Raw genomic sequence first — 20898 nt, 5'->3', positions numbered from 1 at the left:
TGCCATCGCAAGAACCAAAGCAAAAAGACCTGATATGACCGATACCAGCATCGACGCCCTGAACCAGAAACTGGACCGCCTGATCGAGGCCGTCAGCCGCCTCGCTCCGCCGCCGGTGCCTGAAACCGACCTCAACGTAGCCGATTGCTTCGTCTGGCAGGCCGATCCCGGTTATCTGGAGCCGGTGGGCAAGGTAAACCGCGTCGACATTGGCCTGATCCGCGGCGTCGACCGCGTCCGCGACATCCTCGTCGACAATACCGAGCGCTTCGCCGCAGGCTTCGCTGCCAACAACGTCCTGTTGTGGGGCGCGCGCGGCATGGGCAAATCGTCGCTGGTCAAGGCCGTGCATGCGCAAATCAATGCCAAGGCCCACTCCGGCCTGCCGCTGAAGCTGATCGAAATCCACCGCGAGGATATCGATACGCTGCCCAAGCTGATGAGCCTGCTGAAGACGGCTCCCTTCCGTGTCATCCTGTTTTGCGACGACCTCTCCTTCGATCATGACGACACGTCCTACAAGTCGCTGAAGGCAGCGCTCGAAGGCGGCGTCGAGGGCCGCCCGGCCAACGTCATCTTCTACGCCACCTCGAACCGCCGCCACCTGTTGCCGCGCGACATGATCGACAATGAGCGCTCGACCGCCATCAACCCGTCCGAAGCGGTCGAGGAAAAGGTCTCGCTGTCCGATCGTTTCGGCCTGTGGCTCGGCTTCCACAAATGTTCGCAGGACGAATATCTCGACATGATCAATGGCTATGCCAGCCACCACGGCCTCGACATCGACCCCGAGCAGCTACGGGCAGAGGCGCTGGAATGGGCAACGACGCGCGGCAGCCGCTCCGGCCGCGTCGCCTGGCAGTTCACGCAGGACCTGGCCGGCCGGCTTGGCAAGCCATTGAAGGATTGAGGCGTTGGGCGGCTGCGCCCGTCGCAGGTCGCGCGGCGTTTGGCCGATCTCGCGGCGCATCCAGTGCGCCAGATGTGACTGGTGCGCGAAGCCCGTCATTTCAGCCACTTCGCTTGTGCTGAGATCGCCTCGCTGCAGCAGAACACGTGCGCGTTCGACGCGACGTCGCAACACATAGCGGTGCAGGGTGACGCCCGTCGCCACCTTGAACCATATCCGCAAATGCGAGCTGCTCGCGCCGGCAACACGGCTTAGTTGATGGATCGAAAGCGGCTCGTGGAGAGCCGCCTCGATGTGTTCCAGCACGCGCTGGAGCTGGGCATTCGACAATCGGTTCGTTCGATCGATATCAGGTTCACCAAGACCAAGCAGCCTCACCGCCAGTGCGGCGCCAATACTGTCGGCAAACAAAGGATCGCTCGGCGAATTTGCGTTCAGCTCACTCTCGAGCGCTCGAGCGAGATGTTCGATGCGCTGGTCACGAAGCAAGTGACGCGTGTCGAGCCGCAATGCTTGCGCCTTGCCGCCAAGCTCCGCCGCCACCCTTTCCATCAAGGCTGGCTGCAACGCGATCTCGATCGTGTCGAACGAGGTTTCGGCCTCGAAGCCGCCCTCCTGACCGGCCGGCACCAGATCAATATCGCCGGCGCGCCTGACGAAATATCGTCCGACCTGATTGCAGTAGGAGCGCGTCGCAGCGCTGGCATGCACCATGATGCGATGGTGTGGCGCCCGGGACAGGCAGTGGACGCCGGCTTCGATATGCCGGGAGGCTATTGTTACGTCGGACGCGACTTGGGCCGGAGCGTATTGCGAACGCATGCTCTCTCGATTCATGGCAAAACCTGTTCAAGATTTGGCAGTTCCCGCGCGATTTTCAATGCCTTGGACCTGTACTCACGCCTCTCCATCAAACTTGGACGAGAGGTTATGCCATGAGTTTCTATGTTGTTGTCGGAGCCGGCCCGGTCGGTCGCGAAACCGCTCGCCTTCTTGGCGAGGAAAGAGATGATGTCGTCCTCACCAGCCGGAGTGTCGGTTCGAACGCATTGCGGAATGTACGGGTCGTACAGGCCGACGCCACCGATGCGTCGGAACTCGCGCGTGTCTGCCAAGGCGCCGATGCCATCTTCATGTGCGCCATGGCCGCCTATCACAGGTGGCCGACCGATTTTTTCCCCATCATCGACGGCACCGTGCGCGCGGCGGAAGCGGTCGGCGCGAAGCTCATCGTGCTGGGAAACCTGTATGGCTATGGGGAAAATGCCGACAGCCCGCTTCGCTCCGACCTTCCTCTGGACCCGACTTCAAAGAAAGGAACCGCGAGGACAATCATGTGGCAGCGGGCGGTCCGTGCCGACGTACCGGCGATCGAAGTGCGGTCGAGCGACTATCTCGGGCATGGCGCCATCAGCTACTTCTCGCTGGTCGCTCTGCCCTCCATCATCGAGGGAAAGCCCACCGCTTTCATCGGAGACCTCGATGCGACGCATGCGTGGACCTTCACCAAGGACGTCGCCAGGACGCTTGTCGCGGCCTCCCGTTACGCGGGCGAATGGGGGCGCGCGTTTCACGTCCCCTCGCAATACGCCTCACCCAGGCAGCTCATCCAGAAAACCGCTGCGATGCTTCGACGAGAGGTTTCAGAAATCCGATCCTATTCCACTGCCGAGATGGAGGCATCGGGCATGCATGAACTCATCGAGATGAGCTATCTTTTCGAGAACCCCTTGCTGGTCGATTCTTCCGACGCCGAGATGCTTCTCGGTATCAAGGCCAGCAGCCTTGAGGTTATGATCGCCGACACGCTACGCGATCATCTTTGAGCCTTGAGAAGAAGGCATCCGACAAAACTGAAAAAGCCCGCTCCTTTCGGGGCGGGCCTGAGCCGGCGGGCCGGACTGGAGGTCAGACGGCCCGCAAATCGCTTTTTTTATTCTATTCGAGATAGCCTGACGGATCGACCGGAGCCGAGTTCTTGCGCACTTCGAAGTGCAGCTTCGGCGAATCCGTCGTGCCGCTCATACCCGAGAGTGCGATTTCCTGGCCGCGCTTGACCTTCTGGCCGCGCTGCACCTCGATCGAGCTGGCATGCCCATAGACGGTGACCAGACCATTCTCGTGACGCACCAGCACCGTGTTGCCGAATTCCTTCAGCCCGTCGCCGGCATAGATGACGACGCCGTTCTCGGCCGCCTTGACCGGCGTTCCTGCTGGCACGGCGATGTCGACGCCGTCCTTGCCGGACCCGAAACCGGAAATCACCCGGCCGCGAACCGGCCAGCGCATCTTGCCGATCCCAGTGGCACCCGGCGCCACCGCGTCGTCGTCCTCGGCCTGCTGGATGACCTTCGCGTCCTTCTTCGGCGGCGTGTAGGATGCCAGCGTTTCCGACGGCGTGGTCTTTGCCGGAGCTTGCGTGGTTGCCGTGGTCACCGGATCGACCTTGGCCGGCTTGGCGTTGGCTAATGTCGCTGTTCCGCCCGCCGGCACCTTCAGGGTCTGGCCGATTTTGAGCAAGCCATCCTTCATGCCATTGGCCTGCTTCAGCGCGACGACGCCGACGCCGGTCTTCCTGGCAATCGAGGACATCGTGTCTCCCGACTGGACCGTATAGGTGCCCGCGGAGCCGGTTCCCTTGGCCAGCTGCGCCGGCTTGGGCTCCTTGGGCTCCTTGGGCTGGCTCGCGGCGGCCGACGCGTCGACCTGAGCCGCGGACTTACCCTCCTTGAGCTTAGGCTGCTGCGGCAGCACGGCGACCTTGTCCGGCGCGGTGGCCGGCAGATCGTGCTTGCCGTCTTTCGCCGGCTTTGCGTCGGCAACCTTCGGCTCGCCCTTGCTTGAATAGCCATAGGCCGGGATGACTATCTTCTGGCCGGTCTTCAGCCCCTTGGTTGGGCTCAGGCCGTTCACCTTCATGATGAGATCGGCCGGCACCTTGTAATGCGTAGCCAGGCCGGAAATGGTCTCGCCGTCCCTGACGACGATTTCTGTCGCGTGCGGTGTGCCTGCCTGGGCCATCCTCGGCTCGTCGGGCTGGGCATTCTTGAAAGGCTTGGCGGCCGGCGCGACAGCACCGGTCGTCGTCCTGTCGACATGAGGAGCGGGCCGAACCAGGGCCGGCGCCGATGCGACGCGCACCGGATTGGCGGCGGGCGCGAGCGCTGGAGCCGGCTGCGCCTGCGCGGAAGCCGGCGGCGGCAATGGCCGGCTGGAAACCGGTTCGAGACTGGAGCGACTGACCGACTGCGTATGGCTGCCGTCGAGCGGAGCTGCCGAGACATCGCCCGGATAGGGCTGCACCGCATCCTGCTTGTTGATGATGGCGCGCTGATTGTTTGTCGAGGAGGTGAAGACGTCATCGACACTGTTGAACCGCGAAGCCTGGGAACTGCACCCGGCCGCCGCGCCCGCAATCATCAGAACAGCGCAGCCCCGCGCCAGATTGCGACTATTTGCCTTCAAAACACTGAGTTGCATCGCACTAACCCGCACAAACGCTGCACCAACTGGACAGGATTAAAGCGCGTTAATGTTACTGGCCGGTTAACCCATTATAATCCGACGAAAATTTTCTTAAAACATTTGAGGATGGTCAGCGATGCCGATAGCCGGGCCCGAAAGGGATCTGGCAGCCGGCCTGAAACTAGATAACCGCTGCCAGGCTGCGCAGAATTGGTTGCAGCCGCACCATGCCGATATCCTCGCGTTCGAAACGGCTGCCGACCTTGGTGAGCTTGGCCAGCACCTGCTCGCCCTCCTCCGGCCCGATCGGCGCGATGACGATGCCGCCGCTCGACAACTGGTCTAGCAGGAAACGCGGCAGGCTGTCGAACGCCGCCCAGGCCACCATGCGGTCAAACGGCCCCTCATTGGGCAATCCGTTGGAACCATCGGCCTGGCGCACGATGGCATTGCCGATGCCGAGCGCCTCGAATCGCTGCCGGGCTTGCTCGACCAGCGTTTTGTAGCGATCGACGGTCACGACGCGCGCCGCCAGCCGCGACATGACAGCCGCCGTGTAACCTGAGCCGGTGCCGATTTCGAGCACGCGGTTTCCCGCTTCGATGGCGAGTGCGGCGATCACCGCCGCCTGCATGTCAGCCCCTTCGATCGCTTCGCCGCATTCGATCGGCAGCATGCGATCCGACCAGGCGATCGGGTGGAACTGCGCCGCCAGGAAGCCGCGCCGCGGTGTCGCCTCGAAAGCCGCGACCAGCGCCTTCGGCACCGTTCCCCTGCCGCGCAGGCGCAGCAAGAAAGCGGCAAATCCTTCGCGATCGTCGATTGGAAAGCCTTGGTTCATGCAAGCGCCTTGCTCAATTGGTCACGGGTCTCATGCGCGGTAAGGTCAAGCTGCAACGGCGTCACCGACACCAGCCGGTTGCGCAGGGCAAAGAGATCGGTTCCCTGCTTGCCTTCGACCGGCTCGCGGCCGAAGCGCAGCCAGTAATAAGGCAGGCCACGGCCGTCGCGGCGCTCGTCGACCCACAGGCTGTGCACCAGCTTGCCCTGCGTGGTGACCACAGTGCCGGCCACCTCCTCGGGAAGGCAGTTGGGGAAATTGACGTTGAGCAGGACGCCGTCGGGCAGCGGCGCCGCGACGAGCTTCTTCAGCAGCGCCGGCGCCAGCGCTTCGGTCGTCTCGTAAGGGACGACACGGTCCTCGCCGACATAGCTGTAGCCCTGGCTGAGAGCGATCGACCTGATGCCGAGCAGCGCGCCTTCCATGGCACCGGCGACGGTGCCCGAATAGGTCACGTCATCGGCGATGTTGGCGCCCGAATTGATGCCGGACAGGATCAGGTCGGGGGCATCGGGCAGGATCTTCCTGACGCCCATGATGACGCAATCGGTCGGCGTGCCGCGCACGGCAAAATGCTTCTCGCCGATTTTTCGCAACCGCAGCGGCTCCGAGATCGACAGCGAATGGGCATAACCCGACTGGTCCTGCTCCGGCGCCACCACCCAGACATCGTCGGACAGTGTGCGGGCGACGCGCTCGAGCGATGCCAGGCCCTCGGCATGAATGCCGTCGTCGTTGGTCAGAAGAATGCGCATTATTTCGATTCGATCTTTTCCAGACCGCCCATGTAAGGCCGCAGCACTTCAGGAATGGTTACGCTGCCATCCTCATTCTGGTAGTTTTCGATGACAGCAATAAGCGCGCGGCCGACAGCGGTGCCCGAACCGTTGAGCGTATGGACGAAGCGGTTGCCCTTGCCGTCCTTGTCCTTGTAGCGGGCGTCCATGCGGCGCGCCTGGAAATCGCCGCAGACCGAACAGGACGAGATTTCGCGATAGGCGTTCTGGCCGGGCAGCCAGACCTCGATGTCATAGGTCTTGCGCGCGCCAAAGCCCATGTCGCCGGTGCACAGCACCATGGTGCGGAACGGCAGGCCGAGCCGCTTCAAGACCTCCTCGGCGCATTGCGTCATCCGCTCGTGCTCGGCCAGCGAGGATTCCTGGTCGGTGATCGACACCAGCTCGACCTTGTAGAACTGATGCTGACGCAGCATGCCCCGCGTGTCGCGGCCGGCCGAGCCTGCCTCCGAACGGAAGCAGGGCGTAAGCGCGGTGTAGCGCAGCGGCAGTTTCTCATGCGCGGTGATCTCCTCGCGCACGAGGTTGGTGAGCGGCACTTCGGCGGTTGGGATCAGGCCAAGCCTGCCCTCCCCGTGCGGCGTGAAGAACAGATCCTCCTCGAATTTTGGCAACTGGTTGGTGCCGAACAGAACGTCGTCCTTCACCATCAGCGGCGGGATGATCTCCTCATAGCCGTGCTCGGTCGTGTGCAGGTCGAGCATGAATTGGCCGATCGCGCGTTCCATCCGCGCCAGGCCGCTCTTGAGCACGGTGAAGCGCGAGCCCGACAGCTTTGCCGCGCGCTCGAAATCCATCATGCCGAGAGCTTCGCCGATCTCGAAATGCTCCTTCACCCAGTTGGGCCGCGTCGGCGCCTTGCCAACGACATGCCTGACGACATTGTCATGCTCGTCCTTGCCGACCGGCACATCGTCGAACGGCACATTGGGCAGCACCGCCAGCGCGTCGTTCAGCGCCTTGTCGAGCTCGCGCTCGCGCGCCTCGCCGTTCTGGATGAAGGTCTTGATCTCGCCGACTTCGGCCTTGAGTTTTTCAGCAAGTGCGGCATCGCCCGAACGCATGGCGTTGCCGATCTCCTTCGAGGCGGCGTTGCGGCGCTCCTGCTTGGTCTGCAGTTCAGTGACGTGCTCCCGCCGCGCCTCGTCCTTGGCGATTAGCTCGTCGACCGTGGACTGCGCCTCCTCGGGCGACCACGAGCGCTTGACCAGCGCCTCGACAAGGGCCTTCGGGTTGTCGCGAATCCATTTTATGTCAAGCATGGTCTATCCGTCCTCAAACTAGGCTTGAGGGGCGTAAACCGCATCCTTGATCGATGCAAGATGGGCTGATTGCTGTTTTCCGCTGCTGTCGCAGCCCCTGTTGTCCTACGAAGCAGCTGGCGCTGGCGGCTCGTCCGGCGCCTTGTCCGCCACGGTCTCGTCGGCTTCCTGCTTCTCGCGGGCAAGCCGCTGTTTTTCCTGATCCCGCTCGATCCATCGCGCGGCCCAGATGGAGACCTCGTAGAGAAGGATGGTCGGAATGGCCAGACCGATCTGGCTCATCGGATCTGGAGGTGTCAGCACCGCGGCCACGATGAAGGCGATGACGATCGCCCATTTGCGCTTTTCCGCCAGCGCTTTGGACGACAGCATGCCGACACGCGTCATCAAGCTGGTCACCACCGGCAGCTGGAACACCAGACCGAAGGAGAAGATCAGCGTCATGATGAGGCTGAGATATTCCGACACTTTCGGCAGCAGCGAAATCTGTACCTGGTCGTCCGTGCCGACCTGCTGCATGGCGAGGAAGAACCACATCACCATCGGCGTGAAGAAGAAATAGACCAGCGAGGCGCCCATCAGGAACAGGATGGGCGATGCGATCAGGAACGGCAGGAAGGCATTGCGCTCGTTCTTGTAGAGGCCGGGCGCGATGAATTTGTAGATCTGCGTGGCGATCAACGGAAAGGCGATGACCATGCCGCCGAACATGGCGAGCTTGACCTGGGTGAAGAAGAACTCTTGCGGCGCGGTGTAGATCAACTCGACCTTGTGCGGGTCGAGCCCCGCCCATTTCGTCGCCCATTTGAAGGGGACGACCAAAATGTTGAACAGCCTCTTGGCGAAAAAGAAGCAGACCAGGAAGGCTACGAAGAAGCCACCGAGCGACCAGATCAACCGCCTGCGCAACTCGATCAGGTGCTCCATCAGCGGCGCCGACGATTTTTCGATCTCGTCCTTTTCCTTGTCCGAAACGCTCACTTGGCGGCTCCAGCCGTCTTTTTGGTCGCCTGCTTCTTCGCCGGAGCAGGCTTCGGTTCGGCTTTCGTCCCAGCCTTGGCGGCGGTCGACTTGGCGGCAGGCTTCGTCACGGCCGCGGCTGCAGGCGTTGCCGCTGTCGTGGCCTTCGTCGGCGCCTTGGGCGGGGGTACGGCTTTTGCCGTCGGCGCGGGTGCGGCTTTTGCCGTCACGGCCTTCGCGGACGTCGAGGCCTTGGACGGCGCCTTCGCAGCCGGTGCCGTCTTCGCGGTTTTCTTAGCTGCCTTCGGCGCAACGGCAGATTCCGTGGATGCCGCCACCACCGATTCATCGGTCATCGCCGGCAAAATCGGGGCTGGTGTCGTGGCTTCAGGCCCGTTGACGCCAGGCATGGTCGTTGCACCGTTCTTCAACGGCTCGGCCGCCTGTAGCGTCGAAGCGGCGGGGGCCGACGGATCGGCCGCTGGTTTCGGCTTCATCACGGCGTCGACGCCGGCGCGCACATCGGCCGCAGCCTGCTCGAACGGATTAAGCTGCTTCTTGATCTCGGCAACCGGGCTCAGGCCCCTGAGCTCGTCGACCGACTTCTTGACGTCGTCGAGCTCGGCTTCCTTCAACGCCTCGTTGAACTGCTTCTGGAAGTCGCCCGCCATGGCGCGCAGCTTCGCCGCCGTGCGGCCAAAGGTGCGCAGCATGTTGGGCAAATCCTTTGGCCCGACGACCACGATCATGACGATCGCGATCACCAGCATTTCGGTCCAGCCGACTTCAAACATGGCAATCTGTTCCGACTAGAACTCTTTGGCTCAGCTCTTGCTGGCCTTTTCCTTCGCGGCCGAAACGGTCTCATCGGCACGGTGTTCGACGGTGCGCTTGTCGTCGGCGACGTCGTCGTCGGCCATGCCCTTCTTGAAGCTCTTGATGCCCTTGGCCATGTCGCCCATCAGCTCGGGGATCTTGCCGCGGCCGAACACCAGAAGCACGATGACCAGCACGATCATCCAGTGCCAAATCGAAAATGAACCCATAGCAAATCTCTCTCGAATAGTTTCCCTGGCGATGATCTATGCGTTTTCGCGTTGGGATTCAAACACAACCGCGACAGAGTTTATGAAAGGGTGTCGGATGTCACGCATTTTCAGCGAAGCGGCCCGCTACCAAACGGCGCATGTAAAGGCGTAAAGCGGCTTTTGATAGGCGCTCGTGGTCAATCTTCCGTGACGCGCGGCGTCAGCAGACCGAGCTCCTCGAGATCGATGTCGGTCAACGGATCCTCGTCCTCCGTCAGCACGTCGGGATCGGCGGGCGGCTGCGGTATGGAGAAGTTCGATGGCATGCGGCCTGAGAGCAGACCAGCGCCCTTCAGTTCCTCCATACCCGGAAGATCGCGGATCTCCTCGAGCGCGAAATGGTCGAGGAAGGTTTCGGTGGTGCCATAGGTGACGGGACGGCCGGGCGTTTTGCGCCGGCCGCGCATGCGCACCCATTCCGTCTCGAGCAGCGTATCCAGCGTCCCCTTCGAGGTCTCGACGCCTCTGATGTCCTCGATCTCGGCGCGCGTCACCGGCTGGTGATAGGCAATGATCGCCAGCACCTCGAGCGCCGCCCGCGACAGTTTTCGCTGCTGCACCGTATCGCGGCTCATCAGGAAGGCCAGGTCGCCGGCGGTGCGGAACGCCCAGGCGTCGCCGACCCGCACCAGATTGACGCCGCGCCGGGCGTAGATCTGCTGCAGCTCTGTCATGGCGAGGGCGACGTTGATGCCATCGGGAAGCCGTGCGGCGAGCTGCTTTTCGCTGACGGGCCCGGCGCTGGCGAACACGATCGCCTCGGCCATGCGCACGGCTTCCGCCATATGCAGCCGCTCGGCCGGATTCTGTACCGAAGCCTGGTCGATCTCACCCACTTCCGGCTCGTCGTCCATCTTGAAAGGAATGACCGAAGCGTTGGCGCGTTCGCTCATGATGCCACCTCGACTGCCTTGATTGTCTGTGCGCGGTGGTCGCGCAGATAGATCGGTGCGAACACCTCGTCCTGCCGCATATCCATCTTGCGCTCGCGCACCAGTTCCAGTGTGGCCGCGAACGAACTGGCGATCGCGGTGCGCCGCTCTTGCGGGCTGGTCAGATATTGGATGAGGAAGCTGTCGAGCGTCGTCCAGTCGCGCAACGAGCCGATCAGCCGGGTCAGGATGTCGCGAGCATCCTTGAGTGACCAGACGCCGCGCCTGGCGATCGTCACATTGGTGATCGCCTGCTTCTGCCGCTGCTGGGCATAGGCGGTCAAGAGATCGTAGAGCGAAGCCGAATAAGTGTTGCGCTTCTCGATGATGACCATTTCCGGCATGCCGCGCGCGAACACGTCGCGGCCGAGCCGGTTGCGGTTGACCAGCCGCGCCGACGCGTCGCGCATAGCTTCGAGCCGCTTCAACCGGAATTGCAGCACCGCCGCCAGTTCCTCGCCGCTTTCGCCCTCTTCGCCCGGCTGCTTGGGGATCAGGAGCTTCGATTTGAGAAACGCCAGCCACGCCGCCATCACCAGATAATCGGCGGCAAGTTCGAGCCGCAGCGCCCTCGCTGTCTCGACAAAGGTCAAATATTGCTCGACCAGCGCCAGGATCGAAATGCGCGCCAGGTCGACCTTCTGGGTGCGGGCAAGATGCAAGAGAAGATCCAGCGGGCCTTCGAAGCCGGCCACGTCGACGACCAGCGCCGGGTCGCCCGTCAACCGTGACTCATCGTTCTCGGCCCACAGACGGTCCATCGGTGCAGCCTTCGCGGCCTTGCTTTCCAATGCTTCCGCCACTGCCTGTCACGTCCTCTTGCTAGGCCACCGCGTCGAAATAGGTGGCGAATTCGGCACGGATCTCGGTTTCTTCGGCCGCGTCGCGCTTGCTTATATAGGTCATCGCCCGCTTGGCGCGCTCCAGCGACTTGCCTTCAAGCCCCGCGGTGCGCGATGCGATGCCAGCCATCTCCTCAAAAACACCGTTGCAGTGAAGGACCAGATCGCAGCCCGCCGCAAGGATCGAGGCCGCCTTTGTCGGGAAATCCCCAGAAAGTGCCTTCATCGATGTGTCGTCGCTCATCAGCAGTCCATCGAAGCCGATCTCGCGTCGAATGATCTCGTCGATGACCTTGCCGGAAGTCGTCGCCGGGTTCTTGGGGTCGATCGCGCTGTAGACGACATGCGCGGTCATTGCCATCGGCAGATGGTTGAGCTCGCGGAACGGAGCAAAGTCGTGCCGCTGCAGATCGCTGAGCGAGGCGTCGACGACAGGCAGTTCGAAATGCGTGTCGGCAAAGGCCCGGCCGTGCCCCGGAATATGCTTCATCACGGGCAGCACGCCACCCGACATCAGGCCCTCGGCCGCGGCGCGGCCGAGTTCGATGACCGGACGCGGATCCTTGCCATAGGCGCGCGCGCCGATGACATCGCTGGCTCCTTCGATCGGCACGTCGAGCACCGGCAGGCAATCCGCCGATATGCCGTAGCGCAGCAGGTCGAAGGCATGCAGTCGCGCCATCAGCCAGGCGGCGCGGGCACCGGCGTCGTGGTCATCGCGCCACAGCGCCCCAAGCGCGCCACCGGCCGGATAGTTCGGCGCCAGCGGCGGCCGCAGGCGTTGTACCCTGCCGCCTTCCTGGTCGATGAACACCAGCCCGTCGGGGCGTCCGATACAGTCGCGCATTTCGGCGACCAGATCGCGGATCTGCTCGGCCTCGCCGATATTGCGGGCAAACAGGATGAAGGCCCACGGGCATTCGTTGCGATAGAAATTGATTTCTTCGCGGGTGAGCGATTTCCCGGCACAGCCGAGGATCATGGATTTTGATTCGGTCATTTCAGAAGTCTAGGGCTTCGCGCGATCAAAGGGAATCATGCCTGACCGCATGCGGCGGACTGCAAGACATGCTTCCACATGAAAAAGTCAGGCATATGAAGGTCGCCATATGAAAAAGCCGGCGTGGCCTTGGGCCGCGCCGGCTTTGGGAGATGGATCGAGGTCTAGCGCGAGACGAAGCAGTTGCCGCCCGCAGCCTTGTAGCTGGTGCACAAATTGATGGCATCGTTGCGCGACTGGGCCGGAACGCGGACGCGGTAGAACGTGCCCTTGCCGGCAATCTCGGCCTTGACGATGTTGGCCGTGCGGCCGGAAAGCACGCTGCCATAGCGGCGCTGCAGATCCTGGTAGGTCGATTGGGCGCTGTCCACCGTCGGCTGCGAAGCGATCTGTATCGACCACGAACCGCTGCCGGTCGCGGTCGAGGCCGGATCGATGGAAGCGACCTGATCGGGCTTGACCTCGCCGACCACGTCGACCGGCTGGTCGGACGGACGCTGCGGCGCGATCGCAACCTTGGCTGGCGTATTGGCCGACTGCGTCTTGGCCTCAGCCTTGGCAGGCTTGGCGGCGGGCTTCAGAGCCGGCTCGTCGTCGGCCCGCGCGGCGGCGGGCGCCACGGTGCCGGTCTGGTCGGTGCCAGTCTGGTTAGTGCCAGTCTGGTCAGTGCCAGTCTGGTCGGCCTCGGCCTGACCGGCAGGCGCCACATGCTGTGGCGCCGGATCGGTCGGCTCCGCCGCGGCCACCTGAGGTGCCGCCGGTGCCGGGTCTTCGCGCGCCACCAGTGAGCCGTCGGATTTGACCACCATGGTCCTGACCTTGCGCGGCGCAACGGCAACAACATTATTGTTGGTGCCCTTGTCGGCGTCCTGCAGGACCTGGGCGATGCGATCCTCCGACTTCGGCGAGGGCGTCGCATTGTCGGCCGAGGCCGCGCCGGCGGTCGAAACATCGCCACCACTATCCGTGCCGGCGGCGGCGTTCTGGTCGGGGGAAAGATCGACGGCGCGGGCCGCGTCCTTCGCCTGCACGTTCACCGGTTCCTCGACGTTGGTGACAAGCTTCTGCTGGACCGGCTCGGCGGGCTTCGCACCCTTGACCACCGCGTCATAGACCTTGTTGTCCTGGTTCGGCACCACGGTGCCGCCCGGATTTTCCGGCTTGATCTTGATCGGCGAATTGTCGGCCTTGACGATCACCGGAGCTTCGCTGCCGCCCTTGCCGCCGAAGGAAAGCGCGAAGGCGCCAAGACCGCCAGCGACCGCCACGGCACCGACAATCGCGGCAATGAACAGGCCGCGCCGGCCCGACGACCTGGCGGCTTCCCGCTCGCCGAGGCCCGGAACCGACATCGCTTCGTCCAGTTCGGGATCGTAGTCGAGTTCATCGACGGTAAAATCGTCCGCCTGCGAGACCGGCTGGCTGCCGGGCAGATTGTCGAGATCGAAGCCTTCGGCAGCATCGGCATAGGCCGAAGCCGCCGACGCACGGGCAGCCATTTCCGCCGGCCGTGCCGCATAGGTCCGCGCCTCCGGCTGATAGGCTTGCCTGGGCTCTTCGGATCCCGGATTGGCTGCGCCATATCCCGGATTGGCCGCGCCATATCTGGGATTGACGCTGTCATAGCCCGGATTGACCCTGTCATATCCCAGATTGACGCCGTCATATCCCGGATTGTACCCGGCATTGTAGGATTCGTCGGCATAAGCGGCGGCGCTGGCGTCGGCAGGCGCGACCTCCACGGAATTCATCTCAGTCAGAAGACTGGCGAATTCTGCGTCGAGATCGTCATAACCGGACGCTGCCGGCTGATCTTCCTCGAAATGCAACTCTGGAATGTCTAGATCGTCAGCCAGCGCCACGACACGCTCCGGCACATCGACCGTCTCGACATCGGGCATCTCTTCATAGCTTGAGGACTGCGGCGCCTGCGGTGCCGACACCGGAGCCATATAGGGAGCAGCTGCAGCCGGCTCGGCCGAACGGTAGGAAGGCACCGTGGCCACTTCCGGCGCTGCCGTCCTGGCCGCCGTCGAGGCGACAGGCTGCGCGGCAAATGCCGGCTGTTGGGGGACCGGTGTCACGCGGCTCCAAGAACGGGCAGGCTCCGACTGTGCGGAGCGATCCGCCAGCCAATCAAGCGAATCGGCCTGATCCCGCCGGGACGCTGTTTCGTCATGCGAATCGATGCTTTTGGCCAGGGCGGCATCCAAGGCATCATTGTCGAGATCGACATCGCCCAGTTCAGCGCCATCCGAACCGAAATCCTGGTCCTGAAGTTCATCGAGCAACAGGTCGTCGACGTTGGCGCCGGCGGCCTGGGCGGATCCGGCGTGATGCACATCCTCGGATACTGCTTCATCGAGATCCCAGTCGAGATCACCAACAAGATCGGCGGGTTCCTCCGCGACCTTTGCTGTCGCGCCGAGAGGCGGCTGAACGGGTACCGCGGCCGGCTGGTTCACGACAGGCTGAGCCATGACCGGCTCCTTGGCCGATGGCGGCGTGCGCGCGGTCATGGCGCCAAGAAGCGCGTTCAACTCGTCTTCGAGGCTTCGTTCGTCCGCGATGGGGGCTTGCACTGGCGGCACAATGGTTGCCACGGGCGCTGCCGACTGCGCCGGAGCCGCGGCGATTTCAGCGACGGGCTCTTCGCCAGGTAGGGCAAACGCCTCGTCCAAATTCAGGTCGAAAGAGTGGTCCGAAATGGCTTCAACACCTGGAATCTCGTCCGTCGTGTCGACGGCATCGGCAAGCAACTGGTGCGCTTGCGTGTCGTCAAAAGCCTCTGGCTCATCCGCCTGAACATCCACGTCGACATCTGCCATGGCGTCTTCGAAGTGACCCACGAAATCCTCTTCGGAGATCGCCTGGGTCTCACTCGCGGCGGCCAGTACAGGTTCTGGATATTCGACAGCAGCCTCTTGGCGCTGATGGTCGTCGAGCATCAGCTCGTCTTCGAGCGAGATGGCGACCGCATCGTCGACTTCATGATTGGAGGCCGGCTCGACGGCCACCGGCACTTCGGCAACCGGCGATTCAACGGCATACCGGGTCTCGGCTGCCTCGTCCTCGATATGGAAATCCTGGTCGAGCGAGGCGGCAAGCTCGTCCTCTATTGGCAGATCGTCGTCGAAGGACGAAACGTCTTCGAGAGAACTGGCGACGGCACTGTCGAAAGCGGCGTCCAAGGCAGGCTCGACGGACAGCACGGCTTCCGAGGCGCCAGGGTTCGCATGGCTGGCGGCGACCGTCTGGTCATCGACTTCAGCCATGTCCAGGTGGAAATCGTCATCGAGCGACAGCGCAAGATCGTCGTCCGCCACATCGACGGCCATCGGCTCGAATGCCGGCTCACGAGCTTCGACAACTGGAGCAGCAACGCTATCGACAGCGTCGAACTCGCCCATCAGTTCCTTCTCGAGATCGATGTCGAAATCGCTCTCTCGCGCAGCCCCATCGGCGACAGCGGCTTTCGGCTCGGCCGGCTTGACCGGCTGGCGTGGGTCAAATCCCATGATCCTGGTCAGTTCCGCGAACGGATCATCCTCGCCGATATCGTTGTTGTCGGCTACTCTCAGCTGGGTTCTGTCTGCCATTATTGTTCCCGAACTCGCACTCATTCGGACGCCTTGGACGTCGCGCAGGGTTGGCCCTTACCAGCGCAATGTGGGCAAAAGGTGACAGGTTTTTTAGTCAAACCTAACGCATTTCGGTGGGCGCGGCGGCTCCGATCAACGTCAGGCCGGACGTCAGAACATCCGAAACAGCCTGCACCAGCCCTAGTCTGGCATGCGTCAATTGTCGGTTGTTAACCTTAACAAAACGTAAGTCCGGATTATCCGTGCCACGGTTCCAGTGTCCATGGAAACTGGAAGCCAGATCATAGAGATAAAATGCCAGCCGATGCGGCTCGAGCGCAAGAGAGGCGGACTCGATCAGACGCGGATATTCAGCGAGTTTTCGGATCAGGCCGATTTCACCTTCGTCGGTCAGCGACGTTACCGCGGCCGCCAGGCCGTTGCGATCGAAATTCGCCTCCCCCAACTGTTCGCTCGCTTGCCGGAACACCGAATGGCAGCGCGCCGAGGCATACTGCACGTAGAACACCGGATTGTCCTTGGACTGCTCGGTCACCTTGGCGAAGTCGAAATCGAGCGGCGCATCGTTCTTGCGATAGAGCATCATGAAGCGGATCGGATCGCGTCCGACTTCCTCCACCACCTCGCGCAGCGTCACGAAGTCGCCGGACCGCTTCGACATACGCACCGGCTCGCCATCGCGAAACAGCTTGACCAGGTTGCACAAGAGGACGGTGAGCTTGACGTCGTCGCCGGCAATCGCCCGCGCCAAGGCTTCCAGGCGCTTGACGTAGCCGCCATGGTCGGCACCGAGAACATAGATCAGGTCGACGAAGCCGCGATCGACCTTGTCCTTCAGATACGCCACATCGGCGGCGAAATAGGTGAACGAGCCATCGGACTTGACCAGCGCCCGGTCCATGTCGTCGCCGACGGCGGTCGAGCGGAATAGCGTCTGTTCGCGGTCTTCCCAGTCGTCCGGCTTCTCGCCCTTGGGCGGCGGCAGCTTGCCCTTGTAGATATGGCCCTTCAGCGTCAGGTCGTTGATCGCAGAGCGGATCTTCCGGGCATTGTCTGCATGCAGCGTGCGTTCGGAGAAAAACACGTCGTGGTGGACGTTGAGCAGCGCCAAGTCCTCGCGGATCATCGCCATCATCGCATCGATGGCGCGATCCTTGACGATAGCCAGCGCCTCCTCGTCCGGCATCTGCAGCAGGCCCCGGCCAAATTCCTTGGCTAGCGCCTGGCCAAGAGGGACGAGATAGTCGCCCGGATAAAGCCCTGGTGGTATCTCGCCGATGTCGTCACCGAGCGCCTCGCGGTAGCGCAGTATGACCGAGCGGCCGAGCACGTCGATCTGCCCACCGGCGTCGTTGATGACATATTCCTTGGTCACGTCGTAGCCGGCGAACGCCATCAGGTTGGCGAGCGCATCACCGACGACGGCACCCCGGCAATGGCCGACATGCATCGGCCCGGTCGGGTTGGCCGAGACATATTCGACGTTGGTTTTGTGGCCGGCGCCGATCGTCGAACGGCCATAATTGCGCCCCTCGCCCAGAAGCGCCGACAGATGCGCCTGCCAGAAACCGTCCTTGAGCCGCAGATTGACGAAACCCGGACCGGCGACCTCGGCGGCGGCGACGTCCCTGTCGGCCCGTAGCGCTTCCGCCAGTTTCTCGGCCAGCGCGCGCGGGTTTTGTCCGGTCGGCTTGGCCAGCACCATTGCCGCGTTGGTCGCGAGATCGCCGTGTGTGGCGTCGCGCGGCGGCTCGACGGCGATACGCGACAGATCAGGCGAAACGCCGTCCTTGTCTTTCAGGTCAAGCGCTTCGACAGCTTTTATGACTCGCGCGGTGAAATCGGCGAAGATGTTCATGGTGTATGCTCTGGCGGCTTTGTGACGAATCCGGCCCGTTGGCCGGCAAATCGAGCCCGCCCTAGCTCAAATCCGGGGTGCGGTCAAACAAACGCCTGTGTTCCTTGAGCGCGTAGGTGTCGGTCATGCCGGCCAGGAAATCGGCGACGCTGCGCGCCTTGATGCGATCCTGCGCGCGGTCCAGCCCTTCGCGCCAGCCGTCCGGCATGGCGCGCGGATCGGCAAAATAGACATCGAACAGGTCCCTGACGATCTGCTCGGCGTCCGCGCGCACCCGCATGACCTCCTCGTGCCGGTAGAGGTGCTTGTAGAGGAAGGCCTTCAGTTCCTGCTCGGCTTCCGCCATCTCGGCCGAAAAGGTCACCATCGTCTCGCCCGCCGCCCTTACCGCGTCGGCACTCGGCGGCCTGATCCGCTCCAGATTGGCGGTCGTCGACTTGATCACATCCTCGACCATGGCCGTGATCTGCCGCCGCATCAATTCGTGGCCGGTGCGCACGTCATCAAGCCTGGGATAGCGCTCACGCACACTCTTCAGGATCGTTCCGGGCAGCGAAACGGCCTTCAGCATGTCCAGCGTCAAAAGCCCTGACCGCAGCCCATCGTCGATATCATGCGTGTTGTAGGCGATGTCGTCGGCAATCGCCGCGCACTGCGCCTCGATGCCGGCGAACCGGTCAAGTTCGAGATCCTGCAATTGCGAGTAGTCGCGGATCGCCTGCGGTACCGGCCCTTTCAGGCCCTGGCCGCTGCTGTCGGTGAGCGGACCATTGTGCTTGACCAGGCCTTCCAGCGTTTCCCAGCTCAGATTGAGCCCATCGAATTCGGCGTAGCGAGCCTCCAGCCTGGTCACGATGCGCAGCGATTGTGCGTTGTGGTCGAAGCCGCCCCAAGCCGCCATCTTTTCGTTCAGCGCGTCCTCGCCTGTGTGGCCAAAGGGCGTGTGGCCGAAATCATGCACCAGCGCCACCGCCTCGGCGAGATCCTCGTCGCCGCGCAGCGCCCGCGCCAGCGCACGCGCGATCTGCGCCACTTCGATCGAATGGGTCAGCCTTGTGCGGTAGTGGTCGCCTTCATGGGCGATGAAGACCTGCGTCTTGTGTTTGAGCCGCCGAAACGCCGTCGAATGGATGATCCGGTCGCGGTCGCGCTGGAACGGCGTGCGGGTCCGACTTTCCACCTCATCGAACAGCCGGCCGCGTGAGCGGGCCGGATCCGTGGCATAGGCCGCGCGTGGCCGATAGCCGAATCCGATGTCGCCAAGCTCATTTGTCATGGCTGATGCTGCCGCAGTTGACTTGCCCCGTCGCGCTTCATACCTATCATGTGAAACCGAAAGCAAGGTGACGCCTATGGGCGCGGATGCCAAGACCGCCATGAAAGTCGAGATGACCGAGGCTGCCGCCAAGCGGATCGCCAGGATTGTTTCGGCCGAAGCCGGCAAGACAGCGCTGCGCGTTTCGGTCGAAGGCGGCGGCTGCTCCGGCTTTTCCTACAAGTTCGACCTAGTCGACACACGCAACGACGACGACGTCGCTATCGAAAAGGACGGTGCCACGGTGCTGATCGACGATCTGTCCCTGGTCTATATGGGCGGTTCGGTCATCGACTTCGTCGACGATTTGATGGGCCAGTCGTTCCAGATCAGGAACCCGAATGCGGTCGCCTCCTGCGGCTGCGGCACCAGCTTCTCCATCTAGGACCGAGATGCCCGCAACCGGCGCGGTTCGTCAGGTTGCGCTCTCCGCCGGTCGCGACCTCGACGCGACGTTGGCCTTTTGGCGCGATGTCCTCGGCATGAGCGTTCATGCCCGTTACGATCCGCCCGGCATCGCCTTCATCATGGCCGGCGATGTCAGGCTGTTGTTCACCGATGGCATCCCGGCCGGCACCATCTATCTCGATAGTGTTGACCTCGAAGCCTTCCACGCCGAGGCAAGGGCAGCCGGTATTCCCTTCACCGCGCCCCCGATGCTGGTCCATCGCGACACCGAGGGGCAGTTCGGTCCGGCGGGGGAAAGCGAATGGATGGCCTTTATAAAGGACCCGGCAGGCAATACGATCGGACTCGTCGAACGCCTTCCGCCGCAGGAACAATGAGACCGTCATGAAAATCGTCACCTGGAACATCAATGGCGTGCGCGCCCGCATCGGCAACCTGACCCATTGGCTGACCGAAAGCGCGCCCGACATCGTCTGCCTGCAGGAGATCAAGACGGTCGACGAGCAGTTCCCGCGCGCCGAGATCGAGGCGCTTGGCTACAATGTCGAAATCCACGGCCAGAAGGGCTTCAACGGTGTCGCGCTGCTGTCGAAGCTGCGCTTCGACGAAGTTATCAAAGGCCTGCCGGGCGACGATGCCGACGAACAGGCGCGTTTCATCGAAGGCGTGTTCTCGACCGACAAGGGGGCGCTTCGCGTCGCCTCGCTCTATCTGCCGAACGGCAACCCGATCGATGACGAGAAGAAATTTCCCTATAAGCTGTCCTGGATGGCGCGGCTGGAGCGCTGGGCGCAGGAGCGCCTGAGGCTGGAAGAGGCGCTGGTGCTGGCCGGGGACTATAACGTCATCCCCGAGCCGGTCGACGCGCGATTTCCCGAGAACTGGCTGGGCGACGCGCTGTTCCAGCCGCAGACGCGGCAAGCCTTCCGGCGGCTTTTGAACCTCGGCTTCACCGAGGCGGTGCGCGCGGTCACCGATGCCTCGGACACCTACACCTTCTGGGATTATCAGGCCGGCGCCTGGCAGAAGAACAACGGCATCCGCATCGACCATCTGCTGTTGTCGCCGGAAGCCGCGAACAGGTTCTCATCGGCCTCGATCGAAAAGCATGTGCGCGCTTGGGAAAAACCGTCCGATCACGTCCCGGTTGCCATCGACCTCGCCTTGCTGCCGGCCTGACCTGGGGCCTGCCGCTGCGGGCTAGTGCCGGGCGCGCCGATACCGGAGGACCTCATATCGCCACATTCCGACGCATGATGGGAGATCATCATGGCGGCCGGGGTTCCCATGACCATTCGATTTGCTCTTTGTCCGATCGGCTTGGCATTCGCCACGGTCGCGATCGTGCCGGCTCTCGCCGCGCAGGAATGTCTTGCCAATGGAAAATCCTATCCGGTCGGCCAGGTCGCCTGCCTGACGGTCGCCGATCAGAGTCATTTGGCTCGCTGCGACATGGTGCTCAACAACACATCCTGGACCAAGGTTGGCGATAGCTGCCCCGCAAACACCATGGCGCCGCCCGTGCACGTCACGCCGATCTCGACACCCGCGCCAAGCATGGTGCCGACGGAACCGACCGAAAACTGATTTTCTTCTGGATTGCCTCGCCTTCAGGTCG

The 20898-nt window shown here is 62.9% G+C and carries 19 protein-coding genes and 1 pseudogene; 6 read left to right on the top strand and 14 right to left on the bottom strand.

Annotated elements, in window-relative coordinates; translation table 11 throughout:
• Window positions 1-34 precede the first annotated feature (34 nt).
• A complete protein-coding gene (locus FJ960_RS00715; protein ID WP_140711450.1) occupies window positions 35-910 on the top strand; it encodes an ATP-binding protein in 876 nt (291 codons plus the stop codon).
• 6 nt (window positions 911-916) lie between these two features.
• Here the strand turns inward: FJ960_RS00715 and FJ960_RS00710 are convergent.
• A pseudogene (locus FJ960_RS00710) lies at window positions 917-1732 on the bottom strand (AraC family transcriptional regulator); the annotation flags it as partial.
• A 113-nt stretch (window positions 1733-1845) separates the two neighbouring features.
• On the opposite strand from FJ960_RS00710, the gene FJ960_RS00705 reads away from it, so the two are divergent.
• Window positions 1846-2736, top strand: coding sequence for an NAD-dependent epimerase/dehydratase family protein (locus FJ960_RS00705; RefSeq protein ID WP_140508747.1), 891 nt, complete (start codon window positions 1846-1848; stop codon window positions 2734-2736).
• 112 nt (window positions 2737-2848) lie between these two features.
• Here the strand turns inward: FJ960_RS00705 and FJ960_RS00700 are convergent, their stop codons facing one another.
• The 13 genes from FJ960_RS00700 to FJ960_RS00640 all read right to left on the bottom strand — a co-directional run bounded on the left by FJ960_RS00700 (window position 2849) and on the right by FJ960_RS00640 (window position 18833).
• Window positions 2849-4390 (bottom strand): peptidoglycan DD-metalloendopeptidase family protein, encoded by a 1542-nt coding sequence (locus FJ960_RS00700; protein ID WP_140711449.1) that lies wholly within the window; start codon window positions 4388-4390, stop codon window positions 2849-2851.
• Between the two features lie 166 nt (window positions 4391-4556).
• Window positions 4557-5216 carry a protein-L-isoaspartate(D-aspartate) O-methyltransferase gene (locus FJ960_RS00695; protein WP_140711448.1) on the bottom strand — a complete coding sequence of 220 codons (660 nt, stop codon included), beginning with the start codon at window positions 5214-5216 and terminating at the stop codon, window positions 4557-4559.
• A complete protein-coding gene (gene surE / locus FJ960_RS00690; RefSeq protein WP_140508741.1) occupies window positions 5213-5971 on the bottom strand; it encodes a 5'/3'-nucleotidase SurE in 759 nt (252 codons plus the stop codon). The genes FJ960_RS00695 and surE overlap by 4 nt, the downstream gene beginning before the upstream one ends.
• Entirely contained in the window at window positions 5971-7275 is a 1305-nt protein-coding gene (gene serS / locus FJ960_RS00685) for a serine--tRNA ligase (RefSeq protein ID WP_140508740.1), read from the bottom strand. The genes surE and serS overlap by 1 nt, the downstream gene beginning before the upstream one ends.
• A 105-nt stretch (window positions 7276-7380) precedes the next feature.
• Window positions 7381-8256, bottom strand: coding sequence for a twin-arginine translocase subunit TatC (gene tatC / locus FJ960_RS00680; RefSeq protein ID WP_140711447.1), 876 nt, complete (start codon window positions 8254-8256; stop codon window positions 7381-7383).
• Complete coding sequence (gene tatB / locus FJ960_RS00675) at window positions 8253-9029, bottom strand: Sec-independent protein translocase protein TatB (RefSeq protein ID WP_140711446.1); 777 nt, start codon at window positions 9027-9029, stop codon at window positions 8253-8255. The genes tatC and tatB overlap by 4 nt, the downstream gene beginning before the upstream one ends.
• 30 nt (window positions 9030-9059) lie before the next feature.
• The gene (locus FJ960_RS00670; protein ID WP_015317533.1) at window positions 9060-9281 is read right to left on the bottom strand and encodes a twin-arginine translocase TatA/TatE family subunit; all 222 of its coding nucleotides are present in this window, start codon (window positions 9279-9281) and stop codon (window positions 9060-9062) included.
• A gap of 179 nt (window positions 9282-9460) precedes the next feature.
• Window positions 9461-10216 carry an SMC-Scp complex subunit ScpB gene (gene scpB, locus FJ960_RS00665; RefSeq protein ID WP_140711445.1) on the bottom strand — a complete coding sequence of 252 codons (756 nt, stop codon included), beginning with the start codon at window positions 10214-10216 and terminating at the stop codon, window positions 9461-9463.
• Window positions 10213-11016 carry a ScpA family protein gene (locus FJ960_RS00660; RefSeq protein ID WP_140508733.1) on the bottom strand — a complete coding sequence of 268 codons (804 nt, stop codon included), beginning with the start codon at window positions 11014-11016 and terminating at the stop codon, window positions 10213-10215. The genes scpB and FJ960_RS00660 overlap by 4 nt, the downstream gene beginning before the upstream one ends.
• Window positions 11017-11077: 61 nt before the next feature.
• Entirely contained in the window at window positions 11078-12097 is a 1020-nt protein-coding gene (gene nagZ, locus FJ960_RS00655; RefSeq protein ID WP_140711444.1) for a beta-N-acetylhexosaminidase, read from the bottom strand.
• A 164-nt stretch (window positions 12098-12261) separates the two neighbouring features.
• Window positions 12262-15696, bottom strand: a complete 3435-nt coding sequence (locus FJ960_RS00650; protein ID WP_140711443.1) for an SPOR domain-containing protein — start codon at window positions 15694-15696, stop codon at window positions 12262-12264.
• A 103-nt stretch (window positions 15697-15799) separates the two neighbouring features.
• Window positions 15800-17557 (bottom strand): arginine--tRNA ligase, encoded by a 1758-nt coding sequence (gene argS, locus FJ960_RS00645; RefSeq protein WP_140711442.1) that lies wholly within the window; start codon window positions 17555-17557, stop codon window positions 15800-15802.
• 61 nt (window positions 17558-17618) lie between these two features.
• Window positions 17619-18833: a deoxyguanosinetriphosphate triphosphohydrolase gene (locus FJ960_RS00640; RefSeq protein ID WP_140711441.1), complete on the bottom strand. Its 1215-nt coding sequence runs from the start codon at window positions 18831-18833 to the stop codon at window positions 17619-17621.
• A 76-nt stretch (window positions 18834-18909) separates the two neighbouring features.
• Between FJ960_RS00640 and erpA the strand changes: the two genes are divergently transcribed.
• The 4 genes from erpA (at window position 18910) to FJ960_RS00620 (ending at window position 20867) form a co-directional block, all read left to right on the top strand.
• The gene (erpA, locus tag FJ960_RS00635; RefSeq protein ID WP_140508725.1) at window positions 18910-19257 is read left to right on the top strand and encodes an iron-sulfur cluster insertion protein ErpA; all 348 of its coding nucleotides are present in this window, start codon (window positions 18910-18912) and stop codon (window positions 19255-19257) included.
• Window positions 19258-19264: 7 nt separating this feature from the next.
• A complete protein-coding gene (locus FJ960_RS00630; protein WP_140711440.1) occupies window positions 19265-19657 on the top strand; it encodes a VOC family protein in 393 nt (130 codons plus the stop codon).
• A 7-nt stretch (window positions 19658-19664) separates the two neighbouring features.
• Window positions 19665-20459, top strand: a complete 795-nt coding sequence (xth, locus tag FJ960_RS00625; RefSeq protein ID WP_140711439.1) for an exodeoxyribonuclease III — start codon at window positions 19665-19667, stop codon at window positions 20457-20459.
• A gap of 90 nt (window positions 20460-20549) precedes the next feature.
• Window positions 20550-20867 (top strand): hypothetical protein, encoded by a 318-nt coding sequence (locus FJ960_RS00620; RefSeq protein WP_181174121.1) that lies wholly within the window; start codon window positions 20550-20552, stop codon window positions 20865-20867.
• Window positions 20868-20898 lie beyond the last annotated feature (31 nt).

Origin of the sequence: Mesorhizobium sp. B2-3-11 (genome assembly GCF_006442215.1) — a bacterium.
Lineage (GTDB): Bacteria > Pseudomonadota > Alphaproteobacteria > Rhizobiales > Rhizobiaceae > Mesorhizobium > Mesorhizobium salmacidum.
The sequence above is the reverse complement of the archived record's forward strand: the minus strand, read 5'-3'. Positions and strand labels throughout refer to the sequence as shown.

Bases quoted from the DNA above. Each gene is read 5' to 3' on its own strand.
- surE (WP_140508741.1), bottom strand. From the start codon at position 5,971: ATGCGCATTCTTCTGACCAACGACGACGGCATTCATGCCGAGGGCCTG.
- FJ960_RS00660 (WP_140508733.1), bottom strand. From the start codon at position 11,016: ATGGACCGTCTGTGGGCCGAGAACGATGAGTCACGGTTGACGGGCGAC.
- FJ960_RS00705 (WP_140508747.1), top strand. From the start codon at position 1,846: ATGAGTTTCTATGTTGTTGTCGGAGCCGGCCCGGTCGGTCGCGAAACC.
- erpA (WP_140508725.1), top strand. From the start codon at position 18,910: ATGGGCGCGGATGCCAAGACCGCCATGAAAGTCGAGATGACCGAGGCT.
- tatB (WP_140711446.1), bottom strand. From the start codon at position 9,029: ATGTTTGAAGTCGGCTGGACCGAAATGCTGGTGATCGCGATCGTCATG.
- FJ960_RS00715 (WP_140711450.1), top strand. From the start codon at position 35: ATGACCGATACCAGCATCGACGCCCTGAACCAGAAACTGGACCGCCTG.
- FJ960_RS00670 (WP_015317533.1), bottom strand. From the start codon at position 9,281: ATGGGTTCATTTTCGATTTGGCACTGGATGATCGTGCTGGTCATCGTG.
- FJ960_RS00695 (WP_140711448.1), bottom strand. From the start codon at position 5,216: ATGAACCAAGGCTTTCCAATCGACGATCGCGAAGGATTTGCCGCTTTC.
- FJ960_RS00620 (WP_181174121.1), top strand. From the start codon at position 20,550: ATGGCGGCCGGGGTTCCCATGACCATTCGATTTGCTCTTTGTCCGATC.
- argS (WP_140711442.1), bottom strand. From the start codon at position 17,557: ATGAACATCTTCGCCGATTTCACCGCGCGAGTCATAAAAGCTGTCGAA.
- FJ960_RS00630 (WP_140711440.1), top strand. From the start codon at position 19,265: ATGCCCGCAACCGGCGCGGTTCGTCAGGTTGCGCTCTCCGCCGGTCGC.
- scpB (WP_140711445.1), bottom strand. From the start codon at position 10,216: ATGAGCGAACGCGCCAACGCTTCGGTCATTCCTTTCAAGATGGACGAC.
- xth (WP_140711439.1), top strand. From the start codon at position 19,665: ATGAAAATCGTCACCTGGAACATCAATGGCGTGCGCGCCCGCATCGGC.
- FJ960_RS00640 (WP_140711441.1), bottom strand. From the start codon at position 18,833: ATGACAAATGAGCTTGGCGACATCGGATTCGGCTATCGGCCACGCGCG.
- serS (WP_140508740.1), bottom strand. From the start codon at position 7,275: ATGCTTGACATAAAATGGATTCGCGACAACCCGAAGGCCCTTGTCGAG.
- nagZ (WP_140711444.1), bottom strand. From the start codon at position 12,097: ATGACCGAATCAAAATCCATGATCCTCGGCTGTGCCGGGAAATCGCTC.
- FJ960_RS00650 (WP_140711443.1), bottom strand. From the start codon at position 15,696: ATGGCAGACAGAACCCAGCTGAGAGTAGCCGACAACAACGATATCGGC.
- FJ960_RS00700 (WP_140711449.1), bottom strand. From the start codon at position 4,390: ATGCAACTCAGTGTTTTGAAGGCAAATAGTCGCAATCTGGCGCGGGGC.